This is a genomic window from Gemmatimonadota bacterium (assembly GCA_016704275.1).
GTDB lineage: Bacteria > Gemmatimonadota > Gemmatimonadetes > Gemmatimonadales > GWC2-71-9 > Palsa-1233.
Window position 1 is genome coordinate 273,103 of the sequence record JADJAK010000003.1, and the last position, 22,108, is coordinate 295,210.

General features: G+C 69.6%; 24 protein-coding genes and 2 pseudogenes. 16 read left to right on the plus strand and 10 right to left on the minus strand.

Annotation, left to right across the window (positions count from 1 at the left end):
* Window positions 1-6 precede the first annotated feature (6 nt).
* The 6 genes from IPG05_08845 to truA are packed head-to-tail and all read right to left on the minus strand — an operon-like array spanning window position 7 to window position 5,148.
* Window positions 7-633 carry a phosphatidylserine decarboxylase family protein gene (locus IPG05_08845; protein MBK6495196.1) on the minus strand — a complete coding sequence of 209 codons (627 nt, stop codon included), beginning with the start codon at window positions 631-633 and terminating at the stop codon, window positions 7-9.
* Window positions 633-1,556, minus strand: coding sequence for a phosphoribosylaminoimidazolesuccinocarboxamide synthase (locus IPG05_08850; protein ID MBK6495197.1), 924 nt, complete (start codon window positions 1,554-1,556; stop codon window positions 633-635). Before IPG05_08850 ends, IPG05_08845 begins: the two co-directional genes overlap by 1 nt.
* Window positions 1,553-2,992: an adenylosuccinate lyase gene (locus IPG05_08855; GenBank protein MBK6495198.1), complete on the minus strand. Its 1,440-nt coding sequence runs from the start codon at window positions 2,990-2,992 to the stop codon at window positions 1,553-1,555. The genes IPG05_08850 and IPG05_08855 overlap by 4 nt, the downstream gene beginning before the upstream one ends.
* Window positions 2,992-3,177 carry a PDZ domain-containing protein gene (locus IPG05_08860; GenBank protein MBK6495199.1) on the minus strand — a complete coding sequence of 62 codons (186 nt, stop codon included), beginning with the start codon at window positions 3,175-3,177 and terminating at the stop codon, window positions 2,992-2,994. The genes IPG05_08855 and IPG05_08860 overlap by 1 nt, the downstream gene beginning before the upstream one ends.
* The gene (locus tag IPG05_08865) at window positions 3,134-4,372 is read right to left on the minus strand and encodes a trypsin-like peptidase domain-containing protein (protein MBK6495200.1); all 1,239 of its coding nucleotides are present in this window, start codon (window positions 4,370-4,372) and stop codon (window positions 3,134-3,136) included. The genes IPG05_08860 and IPG05_08865 overlap by 44 nt, the downstream gene beginning before the upstream one ends.
* A complete protein-coding gene (gene truA, locus IPG05_08870; GenBank protein ID MBK6495201.1) occupies window positions 4,369-5,148 on the minus strand; it encodes a tRNA pseudouridine(38-40) synthase TruA in 780 nt (259 codons plus the stop codon). The genes IPG05_08865 and truA overlap by 4 nt, the downstream gene beginning before the upstream one ends.
* Window positions 5,149-5,251: 103 nt before the next feature.
* On the opposite strand from truA, the gene trpD reads away from it, so the two are divergent.
* Together trpD and IPG05_08880 are read left to right on the plus strand one after the other, a co-directional pair.
* Window positions 5,252-6,190, plus strand: a complete 939-nt coding sequence (gene trpD, locus IPG05_08875; GenBank protein MBK6495202.1) for an anthranilate phosphoribosyltransferase — start codon at window positions 5,252-5,254, stop codon at window positions 6,188-6,190.
* Window positions 6,160-6,297: a hypothetical protein gene (locus tag IPG05_08880; protein MBK6495203.1), complete on the plus strand. Its 138-nt coding sequence runs from the start codon at window positions 6,160-6,162 to the stop codon at window positions 6,295-6,297. The genes trpD and IPG05_08880 overlap by 31 nt, the downstream gene beginning before the upstream one ends.
* Here the strand turns inward: IPG05_08880 and lexA are convergent.
* The gene (gene lexA / locus IPG05_08885) at window positions 6,294-6,911 is read right to left on the minus strand and encodes a transcriptional repressor LexA (protein MBK6495204.1); all 618 of its coding nucleotides are present in this window, start codon (window positions 6,909-6,911) and stop codon (window positions 6,294-6,296) included. The genes IPG05_08880 and lexA overlap by 4 nt on opposite strands.
* Before the next feature lie 71 nt (window positions 6,912-6,982).
* Here lexA and trpC point away from each other — a divergent pair, with 71 nt between their 5' ends.
* The 12 genes from trpC to IPG05_08945 are packed head-to-tail and all read left to right on the plus strand — an operon-like array spanning window position 6,983 to window position 16,911.
* Window positions 6,983-7,768, plus strand: a complete 786-nt coding sequence (gene trpC, locus IPG05_08890) for an indole-3-glycerol phosphate synthase TrpC (GenBank protein MBK6495205.1) — start codon at window positions 6,983-6,985, stop codon at window positions 7,766-7,768.
* Complete coding sequence (locus IPG05_08895) at window positions 7,758-8,411, plus strand: phosphoribosylanthranilate isomerase (protein ID MBK6495206.1); 654 nt, start codon at window positions 7,758-7,760, stop codon at window positions 8,409-8,411. The genes trpC and IPG05_08895 overlap by 11 nt, the downstream gene beginning before the upstream one ends.
* Window positions 8,383-9,591, plus strand: coding sequence for a tryptophan synthase subunit beta (trpB, locus tag IPG05_08900; protein MBK6495207.1), 1,209 nt, complete (start codon window positions 8,383-8,385; stop codon window positions 9,589-9,591). The genes IPG05_08895 and trpB overlap by 29 nt, the downstream gene beginning before the upstream one ends.
* Window positions 9,588-11,261, plus strand: coding sequence for a HEAT repeat domain-containing protein (locus tag IPG05_08905; protein MBK6495208.1), 1,674 nt, complete (start codon window positions 9,588-9,590; stop codon window positions 11,259-11,261). The genes trpB and IPG05_08905 overlap by 4 nt, the downstream gene beginning before the upstream one ends.
* Window positions 11,258-12,700 (plus strand): HD domain-containing protein, encoded by a 1,443-nt coding sequence (locus IPG05_08910; GenBank protein ID MBK6495209.1) that lies wholly within the window; start codon window positions 11,258-11,260, stop codon window positions 12,698-12,700. The genes IPG05_08905 and IPG05_08910 overlap by 4 nt, the downstream gene beginning before the upstream one ends.
* Complete coding sequence (locus tag IPG05_08915; GenBank protein ID MBK6495210.1) at window positions 12,693-13,475, plus strand: tryptophan synthase subunit alpha; 783 nt, start codon at window positions 12,693-12,695, stop codon at window positions 13,473-13,475. The genes IPG05_08910 and IPG05_08915 overlap by 8 nt, the downstream gene beginning before the upstream one ends.
* Window positions 13,475-13,888: a 2-amino-4-hydroxy-6-hydroxymethyldihydropteridine diphosphokinase gene (gene folK, locus IPG05_08920; protein ID MBK6495211.1), complete on the plus strand. Its 414-nt coding sequence runs from the start codon at window positions 13,475-13,477 to the stop codon at window positions 13,886-13,888. The genes IPG05_08915 and folK overlap by 1 nt, the downstream gene beginning before the upstream one ends.
* Entirely contained in the window at window positions 13,881-14,687 is an 807-nt protein-coding gene (gene panB, locus IPG05_08925) for a 3-methyl-2-oxobutanoate hydroxymethyltransferase (protein ID MBK6495212.1), read from the plus strand. The genes folK and panB overlap by 8 nt, the downstream gene beginning before the upstream one ends.
* A complete protein-coding gene (locus IPG05_08930; protein MBK6495213.1) occupies window positions 14,684-15,547 on the plus strand; it encodes a pantoate--beta-alanine ligase in 864 nt (287 codons plus the stop codon). The genes panB and IPG05_08930 overlap by 4 nt, the downstream gene beginning before the upstream one ends.
* A gap of 1 nt (window position 15,548) precedes the next feature.
* Window positions 15,549-15,908 carry an aspartate 1-decarboxylase gene (locus IPG05_08935; protein MBK6495214.1) on the plus strand — a complete coding sequence of 120 codons (360 nt, stop codon included), beginning with the start codon at window positions 15,549-15,551 and terminating at the stop codon, window positions 15,906-15,908.
* The gene (locus tag IPG05_08940) at window positions 15,905-16,477 is read left to right on the plus strand and encodes a hypothetical protein (protein MBK6495215.1); all 573 of its coding nucleotides are present in this window, start codon (window positions 15,905-15,907) and stop codon (window positions 16,475-16,477) included. Before IPG05_08935 ends, IPG05_08940 begins: the two co-directional genes overlap by 4 nt.
* A gap of 2 nt (window positions 16,478-16,479) precedes the next feature.
* On the plus strand, window positions 16,480-16,911 hold the full coding sequence (locus IPG05_08945) for a LytR C-terminal domain-containing protein (GenBank protein MBK6495216.1): 432 nt from the start codon (window positions 16,480-16,482) through the stop codon (window positions 16,909-16,911).
* On the opposite strand, the gene IPG05_08950 is transcribed toward IPG05_08945, so the two are convergent.
* Window positions 16,812-18,518, minus strand: a complete 1,707-nt coding sequence (locus IPG05_08950) for a DUF4147 domain-containing protein (protein ID MBK6495217.1) — start codon at window positions 18,516-18,518, stop codon at window positions 16,812-16,814. The genes IPG05_08945 and IPG05_08950 overlap by 100 nt on opposite strands.
* A 56-nt stretch (window positions 18,519-18,574) precedes the next feature.
* On the opposite strand from IPG05_08950, the pseudogene IPG05_08955 reads away from it, so the two are divergent.
* Together IPG05_08955 and IPG05_08960 are read left to right on the plus strand one after the other, a co-directional pair.
* Window positions 18,575-19,556: pseudogene (locus tag IPG05_08955) on the plus strand (D-glycerate dehydrogenase).
* A gap of 42 nt (window positions 19,557-19,598) precedes the next feature.
* Entirely contained in the window at window positions 19,599-20,627 is a 1,029-nt protein-coding gene (locus IPG05_08960; protein ID MBK6495218.1) for an alpha/beta fold hydrolase, read from the plus strand.
* On the opposite strand, the pseudogene IPG05_08965 reads toward IPG05_08960, so the two are convergent.
* Together IPG05_08965 and rlmN are read right to left on the minus strand one after the other, a co-directional pair.
* A pseudogene (locus IPG05_08965) lies at window positions 20,611-20,898 on the minus strand (CrcB family protein). The gene IPG05_08960 and the pseudogene IPG05_08965 overlap by 17 nt on opposite strands.
* Window positions 20,899-20,994: 96 nt before the next feature.
* Window positions 20,995-22,062 carry a 23S rRNA (adenine(2503)-C(2))-methyltransferase RlmN gene (gene rlmN / locus IPG05_08970; protein ID MBK6495219.1) on the minus strand — a complete coding sequence of 356 codons (1,068 nt, stop codon included), beginning with the start codon at window positions 22,060-22,062 and terminating at the stop codon, window positions 20,995-20,997.
* Between the last annotated feature and the right edge of the window lie 46 nt (window positions 22,063-22,108).

Below are 22,108 nucleotides of genomic sequence, written 5' to 3' on the forward strand. Positions count from 1 at the left end.
GCGAGGTCAGGTCCATTCGGCGATCGCCGTGACGCCGGCCTGCGTCCCGTCTCCTTCCTTGACGAGGATGCGGACGCCCGGCGGGAAGAAGACGTCCACGCGCGAGCCGAACCGGATGAGACCGAGACGTTCCCCCTGCGACACCGTCCGACCCTCGGCGTGGTCGGTGATGATCCGTCGCGCGATGAGGCCCGCGATCTGGCGCACCAGCAGCGCGCCGCGCGGGGTGGTCAGCCCGATGTCGCTCTGCTCGTTCTCGAGCGCGGCCTTCTCGTCGGCGGCGTTGAAGAACTTGCCCGGCGTGTAGCGCCGGAAGGTGATCGTGCCGTTGCTCGGATAGCGGTTGACGTGAACGTTGAAGACGTTCATGAAGATCGAGACGCGCGTCGCCGTGCCGCCGATCACGTGCGGTTCGTGGATCGGGATGATGCTCACGACCTTGCCGTCGGCGGGCGCGATGACCACGTCATCGCCGCGACGTCCGCTCCGGACCGGATCGCGGAAGAAGGCGACGACCCAGATGGCGATCGGCAGCCAGACGAGGCCGGCGATCGGAAGGCCGAAGCCGAAGAGCGCGGCGGCGATCACCCAGGCGATCGCGATGAACGGCAGTCCTTCCGGGGCAACGCGCATCAGCGGTCCTCGGGCAACTCATGGCCCGTCAGTCGGTGGTACGCCTCGCGGTAGCGCGTCGTGGTGGCGCGGATCACCTGCTCGGGCAGCGGCGGCGGTGGGGCGTCGCCATTCCATCGGCCGGCCTCCCGTTCGCTGGCGAGATAGTCGCGCAACGGCTGCTTGTCGAAACTCGGCGGCGTGCTCCCCGGGGTCCACGCTGCCGCCTCCCAGAACCGCGACGAGTCCGGGGTCAGCACTTCGTCGATGAGGATCGGATGGCCCGTGATGTCGAGACCGAACTCGAACTTGGTGTCGGCGATAATGAGCCCGCGGTCGGCGGCGGTGAGCCGGCCCGCGGCGTAGATGGCAAGCGAGAGGTCCCGCAGCGCATCGGCGAGATCGGGGCCCAGGGCGGAGCGCATGGCACCGAAGGTGACATTCTCGTCGTGCCCCGACTCCGCCTTGGTGGCCGGCGAGAAGATCGGCGGCTCGAGGTGGGACGATTCGAGCAGGCCGGCGCGCAACGGCTCGCCGGCGAGCGTGCCGCGCTTGCGATACTCCTGCCACGCCGAGCCGGAGAGGTAGCCTCGCACGACGCATTCGAACGCCACCGGAGCGGTGCGGCGCACCAGCATGGCGCGGCCGGCAATTTCCGCGCGGTGCGGCGCGAGCGCCGGCACCTCGACGAGAATCGCGTCGGTGTCGGCCGTGAGGAAGTGCGACGGGGTCAGGTTGCCGAGCCGCTGGAACCAGAAGGCCGACAACTGCGTGAGGACCCGGCCCTTGTCGGGGACTGCTTCCGCCATCACGACGTCGAACGCCGAGACGCGATCGCTGGCCACCATCAGGAGCCGTGCATCGTCGACTTCGTAGACCTCGCGGACCTTGCCCCGACGCCACAACGGGAGCGGCAGCTTGCTCTGCACCATGGGGGTGGTCATACGCGCAGCTCCGCGTGCTCCGCGGCGGCGGCGTACGGGCGGGCCTCGGCGATAAGCGGAGTGAGGTATTCGGCGACAAACTCGGCGACCTGTTCGCGGGAGCGTCCCGTGTAGCGCGCGGGGTCCAGCTCGGCTGCAAGTCGGGCCTGGTCGATGCCGGCAAACGCCGGGTCGGCGGCGAGGCGATCCATCAGGTCATTCGGCGCCCCACCCGCGACGGCCGCGTGCACCGTCATCGCGTGACTGCGCACCACTTCGTGCAATGCCTGGCGATCGCCACCCGCTTGCACGCCGAGCATCAACCACCGTTCGGTGGCCATGAAGGGCATCTGCTCGCGGACATGGCGGGCAATCACGGGCTCTCGCACCTCGAGGCCCTGCGCGATGTTGCCGGCCAGGAGCAGGATGGCATCGACGGCGAGGAACGCTTCCGGCAGGGTCAAGCGGCGATTGGCCGAGTCATCGAGTGTCCGCTCCAGCCACTGCGCCGCCGCCGTGTGTGCGCCGTTGGCCTGCAACGAGATGACGTGACGCGACAACGCGCCGATCCGTTCGGCACGCATCGGGTTGCGCTTGTAGGCCATCGCACTCGATCCGATCTGCTCCGATTCGAACGGCTCGAGCAATTCGCCCTCATGCTGCAACAGCCGGATGTCCGCGCCGAACTTCGCCGCCGACTGGGCGATGCCGCTCAACGCATCGAGGATCTGCGCATCGGCCTTCCGCGGGTAGGTCTGGCCGGTGACGGCGAACGCGCGCGGCAGGCCAAGCGCCTCGGTGATCCGTCGTTCGAGGTCGCGGACCTTGGCATGGTCGCCGTCGAAGAGCTCGAGGAAGGAGGCCTGTGTGCCCGTGGTCCCCTTGCAGCCGCGGAGCCGCAGCGTGGCGAGTCGATGGACGACCGCCTCGATGTCGAGCGCGAAGTCCTGCGCCCAGAGCGTGGCGCGCTTCCCGACCGTGGTCAGCTGGGCCGGCTGAAAGTGCGTGTAGGCCAGGCAGGGCAGGGCAGCGTGGCGTTCGGCAAAGGCGCGCAAGTGGCCCACCACGTCGAGCAGTCGCCCGAGAATCAGTGCGAGCCCATCGCGCATCACCAGCACGTCGGCGTTGTCGGTGACGAACGCCGACGTGGCGCCGAGGTGCAGGTGCGCGCGCGCCGCGGGGGCCTGCTCGCCGTAGGCGTGGACGTGCGCCATCACGTCGTGGCGGAAGCGCTTTTCGTACGCCGCGGCGACGGCGAGGTCGGCGTCGTCGAGGTGCGCCCGCATCGCCTCCAGGGCGGCGTCGGGGATCTCCAGGCCGAGGGCCCGCTCCGACTCCGCCAGGGCGAGCCAGACGCGACGCCAGCGGCCGATGCGATAGGCCTCGCTCCAGAGGTGGAGCATCGCCGGGGAGGCATAGCGGCCGGAAAGCGGTGACTGCCAGCGGGCGTCGGTCATCAGATCCGCAGGTTCAAGGGATAGAGCGTGCCGCGACGTTCGATCACCAGCTGGAACGAGGTGCCGGGCCGCATGCCGTCGAGGAGGCGCGCGAGGTCCTCCGCCCGGCGCACGGGGGTCCGATTGAGGCTGACGATCACATCACCCTCGCGCAGTCCCGTCTCGCGTGCGAGTTCGAGCGGCACTTTGGTAATCGCAGCGCCGCCATCGCTGCGAATGCCAAGCTCGGCGCGAACCGCCGGCGTCACGGTCACCAGGTCGAGGCCACCAAAGCGCACCCGGAGTCGCTGTCGCCGTGGGCAGGTCGGAGGAGACCAATCGCTTGTCGCTCGTTTGCCCCGCGCTCTGCACCGAGATCGTGATCGGGTCGCCGACGTGGAGATCGAGCTTGACCGATTCCCAGTCGAGCGAATTGCGGAGGACGCGGCCATTGGCCTTCACCAGCACGTCACCGGTGCGGAGGCCGGCCTTCGCCGCGGGACCACCGGGCGCCACGCTCGCCACCGCGACGCCGCCGGTGCGCTTCCATTCGCCCATCTCGCTCGCCTGCGCCACATCGAGTCCGACCCACGCGCGACGCACCGTCCCGTTGCGGACGATTTCCTCGGCCACGCGGACGGCACGCTCGATCGGAATGGCGAACCCGAGTCCGACGCTGCCGCCACTGTTCGAGAAGATCGAGGAGTTGACGCCGATGACTTCGCCGAGGGCGTTCACCAGCGGGCCGCCGGAATTACCCGGATTGATGGCCGCGTCGGTCTGGATCATGTCGAGGTAGAGGCCGTTCTGTTCCCCAGTGGGCAGGATGTTGCGCCCTGTGGCACTGATCACCCCAGCCGTGACGGTCGGTTCCGCATTGCCGAGGAGGTAGCTGTAGGGATTGCCGAGCGCGATCGACCATTCGCCGATCATCAGGTCGCTCGAGCGCCCGACGCGGACGATCGGGAGTCCCTGGCGTTCGATCTTGATGACCGCGATGTCGGTGAGCGGATCCTCGCCCAGCACGCGCCCTTCGACGTCGGTCCCGTCAGCCAGGGTGACGGTCACCTGCTGGGCATTGGCGACGACGTGCTGATTGGTGACGACGATGCCGTCGGCGCGCAGGATGAAGCCGGTGCCGAAGCTCTGTGGCGTGCCCGGCTGATTGCCGGTGAAGAGATCCCACTGCGAGGGACGCGGGGTCGGCAGCGTCACCCGCACCGAGACGACGGCAGGCGCCACGCGGGCCGAGGCATCGACGATCGCGGTGCGTCGCGCGCCGTCGAGCGAGGCGGCGGGGCGCGGAGCGGGTGGCGTCGATTGTTGGGCGTTGGCCGTGGCCTCGCCGCGACAGGCGGCGGCCACAAGGGCGAGGAGCAGCGCTCCGATACGGCGGGTCACCACGCGGCGCGCTCTCCGAGGAAGTAGGTCGCGGGGTAAGTCGCGGACAGAAAACTCAGGCCAGCCGCCGGCGCCGGTGCACTGGTGTCGGCGTTGTGGGTCATCGTCAGCAGTCGGGCCATGTCGCTCTCAGGTCGTCGTCCTTGGCCGATCTCCACCATGGTGCCAACCAGCATGCGCACCATGTGGTGGAGAAACCGGTCGGCGGCCACGATAAAGCGGAGACGCCCGGCCTCCGGTGCCGACCACGCGGCCTCGACGATACGACACCGGTAGTGCGGCTTGGGCTCGCCGGTCACCATGAAGGCGAGGAATTCGTGCTCGCCTTCGAGGACCGACGCGGCCCGTTGCAGCATCGCGAGATCGACCGGGCGCCCCAGCGCCCACTCGGTCCGTCCCCGGAACGGCGAGCGACTGGCCGCGTCGACGCCGACATCATACCGGTACCGTCGCGATTCGGCGGCCCGCCGCGCATCACGACCGGGGGTAATCGCCCGGACCTCAGACACGGCGACATCGCGCGGCAACACGGCGTTCAGTGCTCGGAGCAACGCCTCGGCGGTCCACTGCTCGGGCATCGTCGTCGAGACCGGCATGGCCAACGCGTGAACGCCGGTGTCGGTCCGCCCCGCCGCAATTGCGGTGCACGGCATCCCGGCCAGCCGACCCAATGCTTCCTCGACGACCTGCTGCACCGTCCGTCGATCAGGCTGGCGCTGCCACCCGAAAAAGGCGGATCCGTCGAACTCCAGCGTGAGCAGCAGCGCGCGTCCCATTCCGGCCCGAAACCTAGTCCGCTCCCGGGGGTGCGGCAAGCGTCGTAAACCCTTGTGAATATTGACAAAACGGCGGTCTGCCCGATACGCTTGGCCTGCCACGATGACCACTCCCGCTTCCGTTCCGGCCCCGGCTGTTCGCCATGCCCTCGGCCTCCTTGCCGCCGGCCATGGCCTGAGTGAGGAGGAGGCCGCGCGTGCCTTCGGCGAGATCATGGCGGGGGCTGCCGGGCCGGCCTCGCTCGGGGCCCTCCTGCTGGCCCTGCGGACCAGGGGGGAAAGCGCCGAGGAGATCGCCGGCGCGGTCCGGGCGCTGCGCGATGCCATGCGCCGCGTCGACCACCCGACCCCGGACGCCTTGGTCGACACCTGCGGCACGGGCGGCGGGAAAGTCACCACGCTGAACCTCTCGACCGCGGCGGCGTTCGTGGCCGCCGGGGCTGGGGTCCCCGTGGCGAAGCATGGCAACCGCTCCTTCACCTCGAAGTCCGGCTCGGCAGACGTCCTGGAGGCGCTCGGGGTCGGCATCGAATTGACCCCGGAGCGGGCGGCCGAGGTCCTTGCGGCCACCGGGATCGTCTTCCTCTACGCCCCGAGCTATCACCCGGCGATGCGCCACGTCGCCCCGGTACGACGCGAGCTCGGCGTCCCCACCGTGATGAACCTCGTGGGCCCGCTCGCGAATCCTGCGCTCGCCGGTCGACAGGTGGTGGGGGTCGCCGACATCGACCGCGCGCCGCGGATGGCGGGCGCGCTCGCCCGACTCGGCTCGACTCACGCGCTGGTGGTCCACGCCGACATCGGCATGGACGAAATTGCACCGATGGGCGAGACGTCCGTGTGGGAGGTGCGGGGCGGAGCGGTGACGGAGTGGCGGCTCGACCCGGCGCGCTTCGGGCTCGCCGCGCCGACGCTCGACGGGCTGGCCGGCGGCTCGCCGGAGGAGAACGCTGCGGTGATCCGCGGGATGCTCGAGGGGGGCGCGCCGCGGCGGCGGTCGAGTCGGCCGTCGTGCTCAACGCGGCGGCGGCGATCTATGTGAGTGGGGTGGTGACCACGCTGGAAGCCGCGGTGGACGCGGCCCGGAGCGCATTGCGCGAGCGCCGCGGTGCGGAGCGGCTCGCGGCGCTGCAGGCCGCGACGCGCTAGAACTTTCGGATCACGCCGACGACGATGCCCTGAATCAGGACGTCGTCTTCCTGGTACCGGAGCGGGCGCATCGCGGTATTCGCGGGCTGCAGTCGGATCCAACCGCCCGGTTCGCGGTAGAAGCGCTTGACGGTGGCCTCGTTGCCATTCACGAGGGCGATCACCATCTCGCCGTTGTCGGCGGAATCGCGGCCATTGACGACGACGAGGTCACCATCGCAGATCTGTTCGTCGATCATTGATTCGCCGCGGACGCGCAGCGCGTAGTTCGGGCCGCGGCGCGGGAGCATGGCGTCGGGGACCTGCACGACCTCGCCGCTCATCATCGACTCGATCGGATAGCCGGCGGCGACGGCACCGAGCAACGGGATGTCGGTGGCCCCGGTGCTGCCTCGCGGCGGCAGCACTTCGATGGCCCGGCTCTCGTTGTAGTTGCGGCGGATGTAGCCTTTCCGCTGCAAGGTGGTCAGGTGCTCGTGGACGGTCGCCAGCGATTGATAGTTGAATTTCTCGGCGATCTCCTCGAACGACGGGGCATAGCCCTGCTGGGCAATGGCCTCGGAGAGGAAGTCGAGCATCTTGCGTTGCTTCGGCGTCAGCGGTGAGAGCGTCATCGGGGCCTCGGAGCTGTACATGGCGAAGAGAAACCGAACCAACCATACCCGAAGGGACCCCGAACGGCAAGATGCCAGTCCTCGATACCATCATCGCGAGCACCCGTGCGACCCTCCCGGCCCTGCAGGCCCGCCAGGCGGAGCTTGAGCACGCCGCGGCCTTCGCCCCGACGCCCCCTTCCTTCGTCCACGCCCTGCGCCGGCCGACCGTCGCCCTGATCGCCGAAGTGAAGCGCCGCTCACCGTCGGCGGGGGCTATCAACACCGGTCTCGACCCGACCACGCTCGCCCAGGCGTATGCGGCGGGCGGGGCGGCGGCCATCTCCGTCCTGACCGACGGGCCGTTCTTTGGCGGCTCGTTAGCCGACCTCGAGGAGGTCACCCGGGCGGTCGTGGTTCCAGCGCTCCGGAAGGATTTCATCCTCGATCGCTGCCAATTGCTCGAAGCCCGCGCTTCCGGGGCGTCTGCTGTGCTCCTGATCGTGCGTGTCCTGGACGATGCCACCCTCCGATCCCTTCACCGTGCGGCCGATGATCTGGGGCTCGGTGTTCTGGTGGAGACGCATACGGCGGTGGAGATCCGGCGTGCCATCGATGCCGGCGCGGAGGTGATCGGCGTGAACGCCCGCGACCTGGATGATTTCTCCATCGACCGCGATGCGGCATGGCGGCTGCTGACGGAGGTCCCGTCGACGCTGATCGCCGTGGCCGAGAGTGGCATGGCCTCGCCGGCGGATGTCGAGACGGCTGCGGACGCCGGCGCCGACGCGGTGCTGATCGGGGGCGCGCTGGCCGCGCACGGCACACCGGAAGCGGCGGCACGCAGCATGGCGGGGATCGCACGCCGTGGCCGTTGAGGCCAAGATCTGCGGGCTGACCCGTGCGGCGGACGCGGCGCTGGCCGCGTCGCATGGCGCGAGTCGTCTGGGGGTGATCTTCGCTGGCGGACCGCGGGAGCGCACCCCGGCGCAGGCTCGGGAGATCGTCGCGGCGGCAGGCGGGGTCCCGGTGCTCGGGGTCTTCGGTGCCCATTCGGTCGAGGAGATCCTGGCCATCGCCGGTGCGGCGCGCCTGGCCGGAGCGCAGCTGCACGGGCCCTCCTCCGTCGAGGTCGCGAGGCGACTGCGCGCGGAAGGACTCGAAGTCTGGCGCGTCGCGCGGGTCCCGGCCGATGGGCCAGCCATGCTGGTGACGCTCTCGGAGGAGGCCGATCTGGTCCTGCTGGAACCGCGCCTCGCCGGGGAGCCCCTGGCCGCCGGAGGGCGCGGGGTGGCGATCGCACTTCCCGCTGCCCGGGAGGCTCGCCAGCAGTTGCCACCGATGATTCGCGTCGGACTGGCCGGTGGCCTGACCCCGGAGACCCTCGCCGCCGCGATCCGGCTCGTCGGTCCTGACCTCGTGGATGTAAGTTCCGGGGTTGAAGGGGCGCCCGGGATCAAGGATCCCGCGCGGTTGATTCGCTTTCTGGAGATTGCGCGTGACGCTCACCCTGCCGCCTGAATCCTCGGTCGCCGGTCGCTTCGGCCCGTACGGCGGACGCTATGTCCCCGAGACGCTGGTTGCCGCGCTCGACGACCTGACTGCCCTGTACGACGGCGTGCGCGATGATCCGTCATTCTGGGCGGAGTATCAGGCGTTGCTGGAGGAGATCGTCGGCCGGCCGTCACGCTTGACGGAGGCGCCGCGTTTCAGCGAGGCCTCCGGCGTGCGCGTGCTGCTGAAGCGCGAGGACCTCAACCACACCGGCGCGCACAAGATCAACAACACCATCGGCCAGGCGTTGCTGGCGCGGCGGATGGGAAAGCGGCGCATCATCGCGGAGACCGGGGCAGGGCAGCACGGCGTCGCGACGGCCACGATTTGCGCGCGCTTCGGACTCGAGTGTGTGGTGTACATGGGCGAGGAGGATGTCGCGCGACAGAACCTCAACGTCTACCGGATGCAGTTGCTTGGCGCGACGGTCGTGCCGGTGACCTCCGGGACGCGCACCCTCAAGGATGCGACCAACGAGGCGCTCCGCGACTGGGTGACCAACGTCCCCACCACGCACTACATCATCGGCTCCGTCGTCGGCCCCGATCCGTTCCCGCGGATGGTGCGCGACTTCCAGTCCGTCATCGGGCGGGAATCGCGCGCGCAGGTGCGCGCGAAGCTTGGTCGCCTCCCGAGCACGGTGGTGGCCTGTGTTGGCGGCGGGTCGAATGCGATGGGGATGTTCGCCGGCTTCCTCGATGACGCCGACGTCGCGCTCGTCGGCGTCGAGGCCGCGGGCGAGGGCATTGCCAGTGGCCATCATAGCGCGACGCTCTCCGCGGGTCGCCCCGGGGTCCTGCACGGCACGCTGTCGTATCTGCTGCAGGACGCAGACGGCCAGGTCTCGCCGGCCCACTCGGTCTCGGCGGGACTCGATTATCCGGGCGTCGGTCCCGAGCACAGCCACCTGCGGGACACGGGGCGCGTCGCGTACCATGCCATTGGCGACGACGAGGCCCTGGCCGCCTTCCAGTCCTTCACGCGCATGGAAGGGATCATCCCGGCGCTCGAGACGGCGCACGCGATCGCCTGGATTCAGGGCCAGCGCGGCCAGTGGCAGGCCGACGATCTCGTCCTGCTCTGCCTCAGCGGGCGCGGCGACAAGGACGTGGCGCATGTGGCGGCCATGCTCGAGGCGCGCCGGTGACATCGCCCCTGCTCGACCCGCCGGCGCCCACCGATGTGCGGGTGGTCGAGGAGTTGCTGCGCGCGCTCGCGAAGGGCCAGCGGGCGCTGCAGATGTATCTCCCCAACAATCCCGTCTACCAGCGATCGGTGGAGCAAGTCGCCGAGGCGTTCGGGCCGGTGTGGGGCGTGACGGGGCGGCTGGTGCTGGATCTGCAGGACGGCGAGCTGCAGTGGGAGGGCGCACCGCTGCACTACGGTGCGTCGCGCACGGAGGGGTTCGCGGCCCAGTTGCATCAGGACGGGTTGCGCCGGTTGGTCCTGCTGCCCGGGGTCGAGTCGGAGGAGATCACCCGCTTTCTCGCGGTGATGAATCGCGCCCGGCTGTTGCCGAAGGATGCGAGCGACGATCTCCTCACGCTGCTCTGGGAGCAGCAGTTCGTGCTGATCGCCTACACCTTCGTCGAGGCGCTCAGCGACGGCGTCGAGTTCCTGCAATCAGGCGGCGCAGCGGACGCCGCGCAGGATCCCGGGGCCGTCCGCGAAAAGGTGGAGCAGGATCCGGGCGGCGCGGTGGCGCCGGCCGATCTGGACGCGGCACCGTTCTTTCTCGACGAGGCCGAGCTGCGCCTGATGCAGAGCGAGCTCGAGGAGGAGTATCGTCGCGACATTCGCACCGCCGCGATCGATGCGCTGCTGGACGTCCTCGAGGGACAACGCGAGCCTGCCGTGCGGCGCGAGGTGGTCGCGCTGCTCGAGGACGTCTTGCCGTCCCAACTGGCGGTGGGTGGCTTTCGTGCCGTCGCCCGCATCCTCAGGGAATTGCGCGTCATCGCGGTGCGGGCGGCCGGCCTGGAACAGTCGCTGCACGATGCCATCCTTTCCTTCGAGGAACGGCTCTCACAGCCCGACATTCTCGAACAGCTCTTCCGCACGCTCGAGGATCCCGCGACCCGGCCGGCCGAGGACGAGATCGGCGAGGTGTTGCGGGAACTCAAGCCTGGCGCGCTCCCGATCGTGCTGGTGCACCTCGGCCGGAGCATCGCGCCGGAGATCCGCCGTGCGCTCCTCCCGAGTGTCGAACAGCTGGCGCGCAGCCGGCCGCAGGCACTGCAGGAAGTGCTTGACGCCGGCAGCAGCGACGCCGTGGAGCCGGCCATCGACCTGGTCGCCCGACTCGGTCTGAGTGCGCTGGTGCCGTCGGTCGCAGCCCGTCTGGTGGACGGCACCATCGGGGTGCGCGTCGCCGCGCTGAATGCGCTCGGCGGTTTCGCCACGCCCTCGGCGATCACGGCCATCGAGTCGGCACTGACCGACGAAGAGCGGACGGTCCGTCAAACCGCGCTGACGATCCTGCTCGCGCGCGGCGGCTCGGGGGGCACGCTGGCGAAGCTCGAGGCGCTCCTCTTCGCCGGCAAGGATCAGGACTGGGAACGGAGCGAGCGGCGCGCCCTGTTCGAGGCGTATGGGCAGCTGGCCGGTCCGGCCGCGATCACCCGGCTGCGTGAGCTGCTCGCCCCGCGCGGCCTGCTGCGACGCAAGGAACTGCCCGACGTGCGGGCCTGCGCCATCTTCGCGCTCGCCAAGATCCGCACCTTCGAAGCGCGGCTCGTCGTCGACCAGTTCACGGCCGACAAGGAAGCGATCGTGCGCAGCGCGGCCAACGCCGTGCTCCGGGATTGGCTCGCATGACCGACGCCCCACGCGATGATGCGCAGCTGCGCGCATCCGGCCGCGCCCTCCTCGTCGCGATCCACGGCGCCGGGCGCGCCCTCAAGCTCTATCCCGTCGAGAATGTCGCGGTGCAGCGGGCGCTCGACGACCTGTTGGCCACCGGCGAGAGCCTGCTCCGGCTCGAGGGAGCGATCGACGTTCGGCTGAGTGGCGACGTCATCTTCGTCAATCAGACACGGCTCCGGCTCGGGCTCGACAACTTCGCCGCGTTCAGCGGCTTCGTCAGCCTGATGCACAGTTGCGGGATCGGCGTCCTCCGCGTCGAGGACGGCGTGACCCGGCGCGAGTGGCAGGCGTGGCTCTCGATTCTCGGCTCCCTCCCCACGGCCGACGAGCCGCTGGAGCGGATGGACCAGCTCCGCCAGCGCATGCAGCAGGCCGACATCACCTGCCTGATGGTCGAGACCGGTGGCGGCGACGGGGAGGAGGGGCCGCAGGCCGACGAGGCGCTCGAACGGGCCAAGCGGACCTACGCGCATGGCGTGGCGGTCGCGCGTGACGTGGTGTCGGGCGTGCGCATGGGGCGCACGCCGAGCGTGCGACGGCTCAAGCGCGCGATCCAGTTGATCGTCGACCAGGTGCTCGAGAACGAGCTCTCGATCGCCGGACTCACCACGTTGCGCGACTACGACGAGTACACCTTCACCCACTGCGTCAACGTCTGCATCTTCTCGGTCGCGCTGGGCAAGCGACTTGGGCTGGACCGGCGACAACTGTACGACCTTGGCCTCGCGGCCCTGTTGCACGACATCGGGAAGTCGCGGCTCGACATCCAGATCGTGAACAAGGACTCGGCCCTCGATGACCAGGAGTGGCGCCAGATGCAGGCCCACCCCTGGCTCGGCACGCTGACGCTGTTCAAGATGCGCGAGGGCGAAGAGCTCCCCTACCGGGCGATTCTGGCCGCACACGAGCACCACATGAAGGTGGATCTCAGCGGCTATCCCCGACCGATCCGCCCTCGTCGGCTGGGGCTCTTCTCGCGGCTGGTCGCCGTCGCCGACGGCTACGACGCCGCGACGACCCGACGCTCCTACCAGACCGAGCCGTGGGAGCCGGAGGCCGTGCTCCGCGAGATGTGGCTCAACGCCAATCGCGGCTACGACCTGACGCTCGTCAAGGCGCTGATCAACATGCTGGGGATTTATCCCGTCGGCAGTTGCGTGATCCTCGACACCTACGAGGTCGCGATCGTCGCGGGCATCGGCCCCGACCCCGAACAGCTGAACCGTCCCCTGGTCCGCATCGCCATCGATTCGGCCGGCGGACTGGTGCCGGCACCGGGACAGCTGGTCGACCTCTCCGTTGCGGGTCCCGACGGGACCTATTCTCGCAGCATCATGAAAGTGACTTCCCCGGACCGCTATGGGCTCGTCGTCGGTGATTTCTTTGTCTGATTCCGCACTTGATCGCACCTGGGCCGACCTGCGCCGCGAGGGTCGGACCGGGCTGGTTCCGTACCTGACCGCCGGCTTTCCGACCCTCGACGATTCGCTGGCGGCGCTTCAGTCGGCGGATGCGCACGCCGACGTCATCGAAGTCGGCGTGCCGTTCTCCGATCCGCTCGCCGACGGCCCGACGATCCAGGCCTCGACGTTTCGCGCGCTCGAGAACGGGATGACCCTTCCGAAGACGCTGGACCTGATCGCCCGCGCCTCGCTGCGCGCGCCGGTGGTCCTCTTCTCCTATCTCAATCCGGTGCTGCAATACGGCGTCGAACGCCTTGTGCGCGACGCGGCCAGCGCCGGCGTCTCCGGGCTGTTGCTCACCGATCTCCCGGCCGGCGCGGATGCCGCACTCGAGTCCACCGTGCAGCAGTCTCCGCTCGACCTGATTCGCCTCGTCGCACCGACCTCGTCGACCTCGCGGATCGCGACCGCCGTCGGAGGTGGGCAGGGATTCGTCTACCTCATCGCCCGACTCGGCGTCACCGGCGCCTCGCGTGATCTCGCGGACGGGTTGGCCGCCTCGGTGGCGTCGGTACGAGCCGCCACGGCGTTGCCGATCGCCGTTGGCTTCGGTATCTCGACGCCCGCGCAGGCCCGCGCCGTGGGAGGGCTGGCGGACGGCGTCGTGGTCGGCAGCGCGCTGGTGGAGGTCCTCGGGCGGGAGGGTGTCGCGGGGGCGGATCGCTTCCTCGGCGGCCTCCGGGCCGCGTTGGACGGCGCCTGATGCCGGTGGTCCGCGCGTTCGTGGCCCTCGGCAGCAACCTGGGCGACCGCGCGGCGATGCTGGCCCTGGGACGACGCGAACTGGCGGACTTGCCGGACACGACCTTGCGGGCCGAGACCGCACCGGAAGAAACGGCGCCGCTCGGCGGACTCGCGCAGCCGGCGTACTTGAACCAGATGGTGCTCCTCGAGACCCGGCTGCCGCCCAGGGCGCTGCTGGCCGCCTGTCATCGGATCGAGGAGCAGGCGGGACGCACGCGAAGCGAAGCGTGGGCCTCGCGCACGCTGGACCTCGATGTGGTACGGTATGATGAGCTGCTTTGCGACACGCCGACGCTGGTGTTGCCGCATCCCGGACTTCGCGATCGCCTCTTCTGGGCGCGCGAGGTCGCGACCTTGGAGTCCCATGGCTGACCGTCCCTTGACCATGCCCGATCTGGCCCTCCGCAAGCGTGATGGTGTGCCGATCGTGATGCTCACGTGTTACGACGCGCTCTTTGCCCGCCTGCTCGAGGGGGCGGGCGTGGACATCCTGCTGGTCGGTGATTCGGTGAACGAAGTGCTTGCCGGGCGGCGATCAACGCTCAGTGCGACGCTCGACCAGATGATCTACCACGCGGCCAGCGTGCGGCGCGGCACCCAGCGGACGCCGATCGTCGTCGACATGCCGTTCCTGACCTATCAGGTGTCGATCGAGGACGCCATCCGGAACGCCGGGCGCGTCATGGCGGAGACCGACTGCCACGCCGTCAAGCTTGAGGGGGGCGAGGTGATGGCCCCCACGGTCGAGGCGCTCGTCGCCAGGGGAATTCCGGTGGTGGGCCACCTCGGGCTCACGCCGCAGAGTGTCCACGCCCTCGGTGGCCACCGCGTGCAGGGCCGCGGACTGTCGGCCGCCGAACAGATGCGCACGGATGCGCTGGCCCTCGAATCCGCCGGAGCGAGCGCCATTGTCCTCGAGCTGGTGCCGCGGGACCTCGCCACCGAAATCTCCGCCACGCTGCGCATCCCGACCATCGGCATCGGCGCCGGCGTGGGCTGCGACGGGCAGGTGCTGGTGCTCCAGGACGTGCTCGGATTGAATGCAGGGTTCCAGCCGAAGTTCCTGCGCCGCTATGCCAACCTGGCCGAGACCGTGGAGTCCGCGATCCGGCAGTTCGGCGACGACGTGCGGGCACGTCGCTACCCTGACGATGAGCATTCCTTCGAATGACTACCCTCGAACAGCACGCCACCATTGCGGGCCTCCGTGCCGCCCTCGCCGCGCACCGGCAGGCGGGGCGACGCATTGCGCTGGTGCCGACCATGGGCTTCCTCCATGAAGGCCACCTGGCGTTGGTTGACGCCGCACGCGGCCAGGCCGACGTGGTGGTGATGTCGATCTTCGTGAACCCGCGCCAGTTCCAGCCCGGGGAAGACTTCGACAACTACCCACGCGATCTGGCGCACGATCAGGCGCTGGCCGAAGCGCGTCGCGTCGATATCCTCTTCACGCCGGACGTCGGCGAGATGTACGGCAGCGGCGACGAGCTCCGGATCGTGGCCGGCGAGACCGCCGCGCGCTGGGAGGGCGAGTTCCGCCCCGGGCACTTCGATGGCGTGCTCACGGTGGTGGCCAAGCTCTTCAACATCGTGCAGCCGGACGTCGTGTGCTTCGGGCAGAAGGACATCCAGCAAGTCACCCTGATTCGTCGGATGATCCAGGAGCTCGACATTCCGGTGCGACTCCACATCTCGCCGACGGTGCGCGAAGCCGACGGACTGGCCCGGAGCTCCCGCAACGTCTATCTGACGCCCGCCGAGCGGCTGCGTGCCTTGGCGTTGTCGCGCGCCCTCCGGGCGGCCGAAGCGGCCTTCGAGCAGGGGGAGACCACCGCGGCCGCGCTGGAGCGCGTGGTGCGGACGGTGCTGGAGGAGGAGCCCGAGATCACCACGGACTATATTGCCGTCGTCGAGCCACGACGGCTCGCCCCGGTGTCGACCGTCGATGCCGGAACGATCATTGCGCTGGCCGCCCGCGTGGGGCGCACGCGATTGATCGACAATGTGATCCTTGGGGACGAGGACGTCTGACGTGCGCCGACGCTTGATGAAGTCCAAGGTTCACCGCGCCACCATCACGGCCGCCGACCTCCACTACGAGGGGTCGTTGACGCTGGACACGGAGTTGATGGCCGCGGCGAATCTGGTGGAATACGAAGAGATCCAGGTGGTGAACGTGAACAACGCCCAGCGGTTCACGACGTATGTGATCCCCGGGCCGGCCGGCAGCGGGGTGGTCCAGTTGAATGGTGCCGCGGCGCGCCTCGGCATGGTGGGTGACCTGGTGATCCTGATCGCGTATGGCGACGTCGAGGACCACGAGTTGGCCGCCTTCATTCCCGCCGTCGTATTCGTGGACGGACAGAATCGGCGGGTCGAGCCAGCCGCGTGACGCATCCGCCGGCCTCGCTTCTCGTCACGGCCCAGGACGGACTCCCGCCCTGGGCCGTCGTCTCGCCTCGTCGGCGCGAGCATATCGGTCGCGTCGTCGCACTCCTCCGTCACTGGACCGTGGCGATGAAGCTGGCCCCCGACGAGTCCGCGCGGTGGCTCCGGGCCGGATGGCTGCACGACGCCCTCCGTGATGCGCCCGAGGCCGAGATGCGCCGGTGGGCACCGACCGTGGAAGGACCGGTGGAATTGCGCCACGGGCCGGCCGCGGCGGCGCGGGCCGAGCTCGAGGGCGAGGCAAATGCCGACGTGCTCAGTGCCGTGCGCTGGCATTCGGTCGGCTGGGTCGGCTGGGGGCGGACGGGTCGGGCACTCTACTGCGCGGATTTCCTCGAGCCCGGCCGGTCGTTCGATCAGGAAGGGCGCGCGGCGCTTGCCGAGCGCTTCCCGGAGGCTCCGGACGAAGTGCTCCGCCAGGTGGTGGTCGCACGCTTCGCATACGCCGACAGCCAGGGATGGAGTCATCCGCCCGAGAGCGCCGAGTTTCGGCGGGTGATCTGCGGATGCTGAGCGTGCCGCCGCGCGCCTGGTGGATCGGCGGAGGCGCGCTTGTGGTGGCCGTCGTGGTCTTCGCGCTCAGCCGTGGTGGGCCCGCTGCCCCGAAGGGCGTCGACGTGGACAGCGCCTTGGTCGGGTTGCCCCCGCTCCCGCGGCGGGTCACGGTCGAGGTGCTGAATGCGAGCGGGGTCGACGGCCTGGCGCGGGTGGGGATGGCACGGCTGCGGCGTGTCGGGCTCGACGTGGTCGGCACGGGGAACGCCACTGCAGCGCAACGCGAGGCCGGTGTGACCATGGTGCTGATTCGGCGCGGCGACTCGACCGGGGTGGGTCGCGTGCTGGCGGCCTACCCGAAGGCGATGGTCCGCGACGAACCGTCGTCGACGCCGCTGGTCGATCTGACGATGGTGTTGGGGAGTGATGTCGTGAAACGGAGGAAACCATGAAAGGGCCGACGTTGGTCGCCGTGCGGGATGCGGTGCTGTCCCTCCATCGGGCGTTGCTCGAGACCGAGCGACTCGCGTGGGAACGGATGAACGGCCGGACGGTCGGCAATGTCGAGCTGCTGCATCTGGCGATCGAGGATCCGTGGTTCACCTGGCTCCGGCCACTGACCGCGCTCATCGCGGCGATGGACGAGGCGCTGGTGGATGACACCCCGGAGGGCGAGTCGCGCACCACGGCGATTCTCGCCGAGGCCGCGACGTTGTTGCACCCCGACGAGAACGGCAGCGATTTCCAGCAGCGATACCATGAATTCGTGCAGCGGGCGCCGGACGTGGCCGTCGCACATGGTCGACTGATCCGCACCCTGGCGACCTAGTCCCTCCGGGCGGGCGTCCTCCCAGCCGACCACCACCAACACCAGATCCATCACGTTCGTGCCGGTCGGGCCGGTGCGCACCAGCGCGCCGAGTCCATCAAGGAGCCGATGCGCGTCATGCCCATCGAGCGCCGCGCGCGGGTCGCCCATCTCGGCGAGACGAGCCCAGCTCCCCTGGTCCACGATGGCCCCCGCCGCGTCCGTCGGTCCGTCGCGCCCATCGGTCCCCGCCGCAAGGAGCGTGACCGCAAGCGGCGAGACGTCGAGCATCTCCGCCGCGGCGAGCGCCAATTCCTGCGCGCGCCCCCCAAGCCCGCGGTCATCCTGCCGCGTGACCGTTGTCTCGCCACCCCACACCAGCACGAGCGGTCGGATGGAGTCGCCGTGACCGTCCTCGCGCAGTGCCTGATTCTGCTGCTGCCACTCACGCGCCGCCCGCATCGCCTCGACGGCCACCATCCGACCCGCGTCGCGTGCCTCTCCCGTGAGCGGCGCGGTGGCGATCCGTTGCACGCAGCCGCGCCGGCCAGCCGCGTGCGCTGCGGCCTGCACCGCAATCCTGTTCGATGCGAGCACGGTGTGCTGCACGGTCCGGAGCATCGGCACAGTCACGCAGGGCCCCGAGCCAATCGTCGCGGGATCGTCGCCGATGACGTCGGAGATCAGCCAGACGTACGTCGGGCGCGGGGCGAGCGCCTCGGCGAGTCGGCCATCACCCCACCGAACCAGACGCCGCCGCTCAGCGTTCATCGCCTCGATCGGAAGGCCAGCGCGATGCAGCGCCGCGAACGCCGAGCTGAGCTCGTCGGTGGACATGGCATCACGGGGCGCCGCCATGAGGGAGGTGGCCCCGCCGGAGAGGGCGACGTGGACTTCGGCGTGGCCGGGTAGCTGCGCCACGAGCTCGCCCAGCGCAGTGGCGGCTGCGGCGGAGCGGTCTGCGGGCAACGGATGGTCACCGACCAGATGCCGAAGTGGCGCTCGCACCTCGCTGGCCTCGGAAGCGCCGATCACCAGACCGCCGCCGACCTCGCGGCCTGCCGCTTCGAGGGCGCGCTGGAGTGCGCCGGCCATTCCCTCGGCGGCCTTGCCGACCGCGATGATCCACGCCGAGCCCGGTCCGGGCGCGATGGGGAGCGACGCCATCACCGCCTCCGGCTGTACGGCACGCACCGCGTCATCGAAGCAGGCGCGGAGGAGGTCGGCGGGGGTGGTGCTGGGGTGGGCCACGGTGACTCCTGAGGCGTTCCCGTCAATATTACCCCGGTCCTTCACCTGGTCGCGCCATGCCTGGTTCCGTCCGTCCGCGGGTCATCGCCACACGTCGTCTGCCACCCGCCACCGAGGCGACGCTCGTGGAGCGCTTCGACGCCGTGCTCTCGCGCGATGATCACGCGATGGTGCCGGAGGAGTTGCAGGCCGCCCTCGGCGATGCCGACGCCATCATCTGCACGGGTGCGGATCGATTCGGGGCGGACGTCCTCGCCACCTCACCGCGCCGTGCGAAGATCATCTGCAACTATGCGGTCGGCACCGACAACCATGACCTCGCCGCTGCGGCGGCACATGGGATCGTGATCACCAACACCCCCGACGTCCTCACCGATTCACCGCCGATATCGCGATGGCGTTGATCCTCGGCACGCTGCGACGCACCGGGGAGGGCGAGCGCGTGAACTGCGCGGCGGTCGCTGGACCGGCGTGCGGCCCACCCACCTGCTGAGCGCCAAGGTGACGGGGCGCACGCTCGGCATCATCGGCCTCGGGCGGATCGGGCGCGCCGTGGCTCGCCGGGCGCACTTCGGTTTCCAGATGCCGGTGCTGGGCTATTCGCGCACGCCAAAGGATGCCGCAGCTCTCGCGGCCGATGGCATCGAGCCCGTGGCAACCCTCGAGGAACTGCTGGCGCGCGCCGATGTCGTGTCGCTGCACGCGCCGAGCACGCCGGAGACGCGGAACCTGATCAACGCGCCGAGGCTCGCACTCATGAAGCCCGGGTCGTTCCTGATCAACACCGCGCGCGGCGATCTGGTGGACGACGATGCACTGATCGCGTCGCTGATGGCGGGGCACCTCGCGGGCGCCGGTCTCGATGTCTACCGCGGTGAGCCGAACCTCGATCGGCGCTACCTGTCACTCGAACAGGTGATGCTCCTGCCGCACCAGGGATCGGCGACGCGTGAGACGCGCGAGGCGATGGGGGCGATGGTTGTGGCGAATCTGGATGCGTTCTTTGCCGGGCAACCAGTTCCGAATCGCGTGGCCTGACGCGCATATCACCCGCAGGCATTTCAACGGACGAGGCGGTCGATGCAGATGGCGTGGCGCGGGATGAAGCTGGTGATCGCACTGATCGGAGTGATCGTGGTCAATGCGGCGGCGCAGGCGCCGTCCCCTCCGGGCGGCGTCACCGAGCGGGAGCTCACCGTCCCCGGGCCCGTGCCGCTTCCGGGCACCCTGACGCTGCCGGCGGGGAAGGGGCCGTTCCCGGTGGTGGTTCTGGTGCATGGCTCGGGGGCTGGTGACCGCGACCTCACGTTCGGCGCCGGCGCCGATCAGGTGAAGCCGTATCGCGACATCGCGTGGGGGCTGGCCAGTCGTGGCGTGGCGGTCCTGCGCTACGACAAGCGCGCCAAGGTGAAGCCGTTCTGGTATTTCGGTCGTGCCTTCACCGTGAAGGACGAGACGATCGACGACGCCGTCTCCGCACTGCAAGTGGCGAGGCAGCAACCGGAGCTCGATCCGACCCGCTCGTTCTTCATCGGCCACTCCCTCGGCGGGATGCTCGCGCCGCGAATCGCGCTGGCCGATGGCCAGGTCGCCGGCGTGATCATCATGGCGGGCGCCACGCGCGAGAAGCTGCAGGATGCGATGCCGCGCCAGATCGAGTACATGATCTCACTGGGGGGTGCGGACACGACGGCGCTGCGCGCGCAGTTGGCGCAATACCAGCCGTTCCTCAACGCCATCCGGCGCGTCACGCCGGCCGACTCGGCCAAGACGCAGAACCTCCTCGGTGCACCGGCCTCCTACTACCTCGACATGAACGCATACGACCCGGCGGTCGTGATGCACCAGGTCACCGGACCGGTGCTCGTGCTGCAGGGGATGCGGGACTATCAGGTCACGCCGGCGGGGCTCGACGACTGGTTGAAGGTGGTGGGGCCGCGGAAGGAGATGACGGTCAAGCGCTACGCCGCGCTGAACCACCTCTTCTTCGCCGGCGAGGGGCCGCCGAACCCGTCAGAGTATGCGAAGGGTGGGCACGTGAGCGAGGAGATGATCGGCGACGTGGCGAAGTGGATCAAGGAGCGGAAGGCGGTCAGGCCGCGGGACTGACCAGCCGCCCCACCACCATCCCAAGCCAGAGCGCCGCGAGGCCGAGCGCGACGCTCAGGCCGACATTGCCGACCGCGCCGCCGACGTTCCCATCCTCAAGCATCCGCACCGTCTCCAGTGAGAACGCCGAGAACGTCGTGAAGCCGCCGCAGAGACCGGTGGTCAGGAGGGCGCGCAGTCGGGGCGAAGCATCGCCGCTCTGCATGACGAGCTGGGTGATGACGCCGAGGAGGAAGCAGCCGAGGACGTTGACGACGAGGGTGCCGAGAGCGGGAAGCTGGTGCCGGTGCGGAGCTGGACGGCATCGGTGAGCAGGAAGCGGGCAACGCCGCCCGCGGCGCTGCCCACCGCCACGGCGAGGATCAGCTCACTCGGCCGCGACACGCTCGTCCACCCGCTTCCGCTTTTCCATTTGCACGCGCAACTGCCCGCACGCCGCGTCGATGTCGAGCCCGCGCGACCGACGCACCACCGCCTCGATGCCGTTGTCGACCAGGAAGTCGCGGAACTCGCGGATGCGGGCCGGCGCCGTCGGCACCAGGCCCGGTGCGCCGCCGGGGTGCAGCGGCAGCAGGTTCACGTGGGCGCCGAGCTTTCGTGCGTGCTTCGCGAGGACGGCGGCATCGTCGTCACGATCGTTGACGTCGGCGATCAGCACGTACTCGAAGGTGATCCGCTTGTGGAAGGTCTCCGCGACCTCGAGGACCTCCTTCAGCGGATACTTCTTCTCGACCGGCATGATGCCGATCCGGTCGGTGCCGCGCGGCGAGTGCATCGAGATCGCCAGCCGGAACTGCTCGGGCCGTGCGGCGAGCGCCTTCATCCCGGGCACGATCCCCACGGTGGAGACGGTGATGTGCCGCGCCCCGATGCCGAAGCCGTCCGGCGAGTTGAGGATCGTCAACGTGGCGTCGACAGCCGGCCAGTTCACCAGCGGCTCACCCATTCCCATGAAGACGATATTGGTCGGCTTCTCCGCAACGTTCGCCAGGACGATCTCGCGGACTTGTCCGGCAATCTCCCAGGTCTTGAGGTTGCGGCGCAGCCCCATCGTCCCGGTCGCGCAGAAGGTGCAGCCCAAGGCACACCCTGCCTGCGAGGAGATGCAGAGGGTCCGCCGCCCGGCGCTCGGGATGAGCACCGATTCGATCTTCTCGCCATCGGGCAGCGTCCAGAGGTACTTCCGCGTGCCGTCCTGCGACTGCTGCACCACCTCGGCCACCAGCCTCGGCAGGGGGAACGCCGTCGTCAGCCGCTCCCGGAGCGCCTTGGGGAGTTCCGTCGCCTCGGCCCAGGTCGCGACGGGATCGACCCAGAGCCGGCGGTGGATCTGGGCGGCGCGGTAGGTCGGCAGCCCTTCAGCGGCCACCCAGCCGCGCAGCCGTCCGGCCGCGGCGTCGGGGGGGAGATCCAGCAGGCTCGGCTCAGTCGTCATGGGGCGGAAAGCTAAGCCGTTGCGCCACTTGCGGCGAGTCACGGGG

Bases quoted from the DNA above. Each gene is read 5' to 3' on its own strand.
- truA (MBK6495201.1), bottom strand. From the start codon at position 5,148: ATGGGACGCGCGCTGCTGCTCACGCTGGAGTTCGACGGATCCGCCTTT.
- trpC (MBK6495205.1), top strand. From the start codon at position 6,983: ATGCCAGTCCTCGATACCATCATCGCGAGCACCCGTGCGACCCTCCCG.
- IPG05_08960 (MBK6495218.1), top strand. From the start codon at position 19,599: ATGCAGATGGCGTGGCGCGGGATGAAGCTGGTGATCGCACTGATCGGA.
- IPG05_08845 (MBK6495196.1), bottom strand. From the start codon at position 633: ATGCGCGTTGCCCCGGAAGGACTGCCGTTCATCGCGATCGCCTGGGTG.
- IPG05_08855 (MBK6495198.1), bottom strand. From the start codon at position 2,992: ATGACCGACGCCCGCTGGCAGTCACCGCTTTCCGGCCGCTATGCCTCC.
- IPG05_08850 (MBK6495197.1), bottom strand. From the start codon at position 1,556: ATGACCACCCCCATGGTGCAGAGCAAGCTGCCGCTCCCGTTGTGGCGT.
- IPG05_08930 (MBK6495213.1), top strand. From the start codon at position 14,684: ATGACTACCCTCGAACAGCACGCCACCATTGCGGGCCTCCGTGCCGCC.
- trpD (MBK6495202.1), top strand. From the start codon at position 5,252: ATGACCACTCCCGCTTCCGTTCCGGCCCCGGCTGTTCGCCATGCCCTC.
- folK (MBK6495211.1), top strand. From the start codon at position 13,475: ATGCCGGTGGTCCGCGCGTTCGTGGCCCTCGGCAGCAACCTGGGCGAC.
- IPG05_08910 (MBK6495209.1), top strand. From the start codon at position 11,258: ATGACCGACGCCCCACGCGATGATGCGCAGCTGCGCGCATCCGGCCGC.
- rlmN (MBK6495219.1), bottom strand. From the start codon at position 22,062: ATGACGACTGAGCCGAGCCTGCTGGATCTCCCCCCCGACGCCGCGGCC.
- lexA (MBK6495204.1), bottom strand. From the start codon at position 6,911: ATGACGCTCTCACCGCTGACGCCGAAGCAACGCAAGATGCTCGACTTC.
- panB (MBK6495212.1), top strand. From the start codon at position 13,881: ATGGCTGACCGTCCCTTGACCATGCCCGATCTGGCCCTCCGCAAGCGT.